The organism is Pseudomonadota bacterium, from assembly GCA_026388315.1.
In the GTDB taxonomy this organism is placed as follows: Bacteria; Desulfobacterota; Syntrophorhabdia; order Syntrophorhabdales; family Syntrophorhabdaceae; genus MWEV01.
In genome coordinates, this window is the sequence record JAPLKA010000021.1 from 79655 (window position 1) to 87153 (window position 7499).

The following is a 7499-nucleotide window of genomic DNA, read 5'->3' on the forward strand; positions in this document are numbered from 1 at the left end:
TCAAGGTTTGATCTCAACTCTTTTGTTCGGAATCTCACCGAACATCTCCGGCGAATAGAGGGCTTCAACCCTCGTTTCCGGAAGCTGGAAAAGGCCTTCATTGTTAAGCCTCAGCGTATATTCAACGGTCCATTTCCCCTTGGGCACAAATTCGTAGTAGACCCTGAGAGCTTCAAATGTGCGTTCACGGAATGCCTCCCAGGTACGTCCCATTCTACCGGCCTCGCTGCCTGTCAATATGGCCGAATCCCTGCCAAGCCCGCTTCCAAGGATCATGGAACCTGCCGGGATAGGATCGCTTACAACAACCCAGGTCATATCGGACTGCGCTTCAATTTCAAGATTCACACGCACCACATCGCCCCTGCTCCAGACCCCTTTGTCCTTCCGGTCCACTGCCGTTAAAGTCTTTTTGATCCTATATCCGCTGGAAAAAGGCTCCTTCAAGGGAATTGCGGCCATACTCCGGACTGTTGCCCAGGGGGCTCCGGTGCCTTTCTGGGTAACATTCAGCGTCTCTCTGCCCTTGGGCCAGGCAAACGATATATCTGCCCTTCCCCGCTGCGACTTGCCCCAGTCTGTCACTTCCGTTTGTTTGCCGAGGGTTGCGATAGTTGTCCCGGTTACCGGCACCGACTCATAGATCTTTGAGAATTTCTCTGTGGCAAGCACTCCCCACGCATTGGCAAGCGTCGTGTCCCAATGACCTTTTTTCATGCGTCCCAGTGAGCCCCTTGCGACCCGTGGTATATCTTCCTTCCAGTCATCCAGTGCAATGGCGGTAAGCAGTATCTTTGCCGCATTCAGATCGGGAGTTGTCATGAGCCACCACAAGTTGTCCTTGTCCTCGGTGGAAAATCCCATGGTTGTCCCCTGGAGGTTGAGCCTCGAACGGAGTATCTGGACTGCCTCTTTCAGCTTTCTCTTCTGGTCGGGTATATCGCCTGTCCTCATAAGGACATTTGTCCAGTCCAACACAGCAGAAGTGGGCCACAGGTTTGGTTCAATCGTTATGGATGCAAGGAGCTTGCTGTCGGCCAGCCCGTATCGTGAAAGGGCCTCTACGGCTGCCATCTTTCTGATAGAGAGATCGGCTGTGGGCAGTGAGGACCAGCGTATCACCCTCCCTTCTACAAAACCTTTCAGCCCCTCCGTCATGCGCTCTCTCAAATCGTCAGGAATGGCATATCCCGACTCATGGCTGACAGAAAGCATATAGGACGTCAATATGTCGCTTCCATACAGCATCAGAGGAAAAAATTTGGCAAGGCCGTCCGAATCGAGGTATGCAGGCAATTCTGCCGTGATGCCCGCCCACGCCTCTTTGTCCCTGAGTGCAACGGCCCTGGACGTCTTCTGTTCAAGACAGGTGTAAGGGTATTCCTTCATGTATTCCCTGACCCCGTTTAACCCTTCCGAAAGTTTGGGCCTCAGGAGAAGATTGACGCCGCCTCTGCCCGGTACGGCATCGTCAGGCTTTTCAACTGTCACCTGAAACACATCCTTAACCTGGGTCAGCGTAGCCTGGAAAGTCCTCACGGGAATCGCCTTTATCACCTTCTGCGAGACCTTAATCCTGTCATAAGCATTGCCGCCCGCTTCTTTTGCCGCCGTCTCGTATTCGAGTTTTTCCGGTCCATAGGGGACCGTTATACCCCACTTGAACTCCTTTGCTTCGCCAGCTTTGATCGTTTCCTTCACGGGCTGCATCTCTTTTTTCTCTTTTCCGTCGTACACGCTCATCGTTGCCTCAACAACCATATCCCTCAGGGATGTGTTTCTCACCGTCGTTCCTGCAGTAAATTTGTCTCCTTCCCGCACCAATGGCGGAATTCCTGAAAATATCGACAAATCCTGGGTAGTCCTGATACTCTCGCTGCCGGCGCCGAAAAGACCGCTGCCGCCTCCGCCGGTGCCTGTGCTTCCGCCGTTGGCTACGGCCACAATCCTGAAAGAGGTAAGAGAATCGTTAAGGGGGAAGCTTATTGATGCCTCGCCCTTTTCGTTGAGAACAACCGTGGCTTTCCAGTACACAAGACTGTCAAAAAGCTCTCTCGTAAGGTGACGCCCTCCGCCTCCACCGTGAGGTAAGGCTTTGCGGCCAAAATGTCTCTTCCCTACTACCATCATCTGAGCCGTAGACGTCTGCACTTCATAGGGTCTTCTTCCCATCATGGCCTCAAGGAGCTTCCAACTGTCGTTAGGTTTGAGTTCAAGGAGTCCTTCATCCACAACAGCCACGGTAACCTCGCTTCCCTTGGGCGGCGCATTCCCGTAAGCAGTCAAAACCGTTATTTTCGCATTCACCTCTTCGCGGACCTTATATATCTTTTTGGACGGAGCAACCTTCACCTTCAGTTCATGGGGCTTCCATCCCACTTTGATTTCAGATATGCCGAGCTTGTAAGCGGGTTTGCCCGGATCAAAGAAGGCCGTCGGTTTCGTGCCCGCCACCCTGCCCCTTACCACAAGGGCCGATACAAATATATTGGGGGAATAATTTCTTTTAACAGGCACTTCTATAACAGGGTTCTTCCTGGAGAGTTTTCTCACAAACACATCCATGACGCCCTCCCGCTCAACGGTGACAAGGGCAGTGCCCGTCTGAAAAGGCATTTTCACCTGAAACTTTGCCGTTTCACCGGCCTCATACTGTTTCTTGTCCGGGATGAGGTCCATGCGGTCATCGTTTCGTGCTTCAAACCAGTCGTCATGCTTACCTGCGATCCACATATCGTAGTGAACAGCGGAAAGGTTGCCTGCATTGTCCGTAGTTTCGGCCTGAAGGATAATGGTTCCCTTCATGGGCGGTTTCCCCTCGCAGGTCAGGATACCTTTGCTGTCCGTCTTCCCGCTGCAGTGTGCCCCTATCTTTTTGATCTCCGTCAGGTTTTCATAAGCATAAAACCCTCCGGTTACACGCCGTCTGTGGGAATAGTTCTTTCTTTCAAAGATGTTTACTGTGATTGGTGCGCCGGGTACCGGATTGCCCTTCAGGTCTATCGCTATGACTTTATACTTGAGCATATCCTCCTGGGTTGTCACCGCATTATAGTTCGCTTCAATACCCACAAACAGGCGTGACGGATACAACGGGATTTTTGCCGATACTGTCTGTACCTCCCCGTTGGGATCCATGAATTCCAGTTCCGTCAGGATGTCTTTGGGCACATCAACAGATGGCAGTTCCAGGAGTTTTGCACGCGCAGTACCTGTTCTATCGAGCGTTACATCCAGGGTCTGCTGCTTTACTTTCTTCTCCTGCGCAGTGCCGTCTTCAGGCGGCTGATCGTCCTCGTCCGAGTCATCAAAGCGTACCGCCTTCTGGATGCCCTCCTTCACCGGTCCGTTTGCAAAAATAAACCCTTCGTAATCAGGCAGCAAAATCGGATGCCGCTGAATCTCCGTTCTTACTTTCACGGGGAGATTGGATGCCCCTCCGCCGGACAGATAGCTCACCGATACATCGATTTCTGCCGCCTTCGCATTCACCAGCGGTTCTTTTGGTCCCTGAATAATACCCTTTGCCAGAGGGATGCGGAATGCTTCAATCCTGAAGGAGCCTGAATTCCAGGATTTATTCGGCCCTTGCCGTCCATACCTGCGCCTGTGTCCGCGTGTTTTTTCCTGCTTGCCGTCTGCCTGTCCTTCGCGTTTTGAAAGGATTACATTGTAGGTACCCAGTTTGGCATTGGCAGGGATTTTCCATACCGCCTCGGAGGTCCCGTTTGACTGCCATCTTAACGCAAATGTATACTTTTCATCGCTGCCCATGTGCTCAATGATCATCTCATCCGGCCTCAGTGCCTCAGGAATGAGCGATATGCCCTTCATGGTGTGCTGCCTTATGAAGTGCTTCATGTGGACCGTCTCACCTGCCCGAAAGAGCGTGCGGTCAAAGACGGTGTGGGCCATGACTGCATCGGCATTCCCGAAATCCGCCTGCTGAAGATTGTACCTCCAGGGCTCAATGCCCTGATTCCAGCTTGAGTGGGTAAAAGTCATATCCTTATCGATTTTTGCAAAAACAAACAGACCTTCCTTATAACGGGAATAATCCCCGGAACAGGACACTGTATGTTTCGTTGCAGCCAGATTTGCATCTATCTTCGCAATTCCGTCGGCATCGGTCTTTCCCTGCCACATGATAAATCCCGAACAGTCATGCACCGAAACCGATGCGTCCTTCATCGGCTGCCCCTTGTCGAGGGATGTAACCCAGACCACAGACGATTCCTTCCCCCATTCGAAATGCGCCAGCATATTGGTAACAAGAGCCGCCGCAGGAACATACATGGGCGCTTTCCGGCCGAGAAGGCGTGAGCCCAGGATTTCGCTTTCCAGCTCCACCACATAAAATCCAGCCTCTTTCAGCGGAATGCCTATTACCTCAAATTCCCGGGTGCCTCCCGGTTTCGGAATTGAAAACTTCTGTGCGCTCTGCTCCCTGTTCTTCAACACAGGTTTATCCCTTTCAGCACGTTCAACAGCGCCCATCAGATCAATAACTGCCGCCTCTCTGTTCATCTGAACCCGGTGCAATCTGCCCTTCAGGTTATGCACCGTATCATCGGCAGCTTCTTTTGCTACCCCGGGCAGGACAGACTTCATAAACTCTCCGGCCTTTACCGCTTTGTCGAGGAACGATTCTTTTACCTTGCTTTTCATGGATCCGCGGTCATCAACTGTTTTCGACATCCAGGCGCTGATCTCAGATTCGACGTTCCTTACGGTCAATGGAAGTATAGCGCCTTCGTTCAGTTCAATGACACCAAAGGTGGACGGGAATTTGGCCAGAGGAGGATAGGAATAGGTTCGAACTTCCAGGGGAAATTTTTCCTGGTTTTTAAGTGGTCTGTTCGAATCATCCTTCATATTGCCTGGCAGATGTATGGTGAAGGCAGTAAGCTCAGGAAAGGGACCTTCAAATAAGATGAAATGTACATTGTCCGGATCTCCCCCCTCACGTGTCTTTGCTGCCCACACCTTACCCTTTTCACTCTTCAGGGTAATCTGCTTCGCCAATTCCCATTTCACCGGTGCAGAGAATATCAGTTTCATCGGGCTAAACGGCATGCATTGTGCACTGGGTTTTTCCCTCATGCACCGGAACTCGGCAGTAAAAGGAGGCCGCGCCTTGAATGCGAGCGTCTGGTCTTCGGTGGTAGCTGTGCCGCCGATGGTCTTCACCCCTTTTCCCCAGACGATCTTTACCGCCGCGTTGGACGGAAAGGTCTGTCTGCACTGCAGGGCCACCCTTGCCCCGGCTTTATCTCCGAACCGTGTCGTTTTAAAGAGGGAATCCTTTTCTTCTCCCTTGATCAGCTTTATGCCTACCTGTTCCTTTATGCCTTCTACAGAGCAATAGACGTTCTTCATGATGGACGATTCGTCTGCTTCCGCATCAAGCAGAAGAAGAAATACCTGATCCTGGTTGATCCGGGTATCGCCTTCACGGGGTCTCGAATCCCTGATGGCAGGCCCGCCGGTATTGAAGGAAAATTTATTCTGACCGCCTACGGTTTCGCCTTTCAATGTCTTTGTGCCCGATTTCAGCGTAAAGTCGCACATTACCCCGGCAGGAATGTCTCTTTCGAAATCATAGGACCATGTTTTTCCGTCTATCCAGCGCCCCTTGCCATTCTCCACACACCGGATGTCAAAAGGATCAGCAAGACGCGGGTCGCCGAATGGGACAATCTGTTCCGAAAACCTGGCTGTTACCTGCCGTACACTCTTCACCGTACCTTCCGGGGAAAACATCTCGATGTGCGCCCGGTCGGCGGCAAAGGCAAAGTTGACACATAAAGCAAAAGTTATTACGACTGTCAGGATTATTTTATACACATTACCCCCTCTTATTGAAATTATCATAAAAAGTCCGCTCACTTACGTTCGCTGTCAGCTCTGCGCTACTTTTTCCTATCCGCTCCACGCTATCCGCTCCACGCTATTCCCCCTTGACCCTTTGCCCGCAGCACGTAGGAAGTCCGCTCGCATGCGTTCGCTGGGACGTCCGCTTCGCTTGGACGAAACTCCATTTTCACATCCTACATCCCACATCCGAGAGGGGACTGGTTCGATATTCCCCTCCACGTTATCCGCTCCACGCTACTTATTTCCTATCCGCTCCACCCTCCCATTCTGTCTTTTCTCTTCCGAACTATCGACTAATGACCATCGACTATCGACTGTCCTTTCACCCGTGCCATGCATTCACGATCATCCCCATCAGTTCCTGATTTTTCTTAACATCGTCAACGCTCGTAAGCTGGATGCCGCTGCTGCCTGCAAAGGCAGTCATCTGCTGGATGACAAGGTTAATGTCGGAGTCGGTGAGGAAGAGACCATTGCCGAGTTCTATCTTCTCGATACCGTAATCGGGTGAGGTCTGGCTCGATACGGTTATTTTATCGCTATCTCCATATCCAATAAAAAGGCTGGAGCCTTTCTGATAAAGTGCTATAGTCTCTTTCAGCACATCATTTGAGAACAATACCCTGTCCTGAAAGAGTGTGTCTGAACCATTATCCGAAATGGTGTCATTTCCGTCACCGGAAGAGAATGTATAGGTATCACTTCCTGTCCCTCCCCTGAGGGAATCATTCCCGATGCCGCCGATGAGGGTATCATCTGCATCCTTGCCAGTTAATGTGTCATTACCTCCAAGGCCGGAGAGGATATTGGATCCATTGTTCCCGTTAATAACATTGGCGAGATCATTTCCCGTTCCGTTAATCGCATCCGTTCCAGTAAGGGTAAGATTTTCCACATTATCCGAGATGGTGAAGGTCACAGAAGAATTTACTGAATCGGTGCCTTCATCCGTGGCTTCTGTGACCACATCTCCCATATTGTCCACATAGTAGGTGTCGTTATCCAATCCGCCGATCATAGAATCCGCACCCATACCTCCGATCAAGGTATCATTGCCGGCACTTCCATACAGGGTATCGTCGCCATCACCTGCATTGATATAGTCATTGCCTGTTTTACCGGTAAGGATGTTCGATGCAATGTTGCCATAAATGGTGTTATTGAGATCATTGCCGGCACCGTTTATAGGGTCTGTACCGGTAAGAATTAAGGTTTCTACATTGTCGGACAGAGTATAGGTAACAGAGCTGCGAATTGCATCCGTTCCTTCGTCAGTAAGCTCAGTGACGGTGTCAGACAGATTGTCTACGTAGTAAGTGTCATTGCCGATACCGCCTATCATGATGTCGGCTTCCGTTCCACCGATAAGAGTGTCATTACCTATTCCACCGTACAGGGTGTCATCACCACCATCACTGGACAAATAATCGTTGCCGTCATTGCCGATGAGGGTGTTGTTGCCTGCGTTACCATAAATGGTATTGTTTAGTGCATTGCCGGCACCATCGATAGAATCGGTACCAGTAAGGGTCAGATTCTCAACATTGTCACCCAGAGTGTAGGAGATGGTAGAACGGACTGAATCGGTGCCTTCGTCTGCTGCTTCCATGACAACATCACCA

At 51.0% G+C, this 7499-nt stretch carries 2 protein-coding genes; both read right to left on the minus strand.

Going from position 1 to position 7499, the window contains the following annotated elements:
- The gene (locus tag NTX75_01995) at window positions 1–5847 is read right to left on the minus strand and encodes an MG2 domain-containing protein (protein ID MCX5815000.1); all 5847 of its coding nucleotides are present in this window, start codon (window positions 5845–5847) and stop codon (window positions 1–3) included.
- Window positions 5848–6199: 352 nt separating this feature from the next.
- On the minus strand, window positions 6200–7499 hold a 1300-nt coding region (locus NTX75_02000; GenBank protein MCX5815001.1), incomplete at its 5' end, for a calcium-binding protein.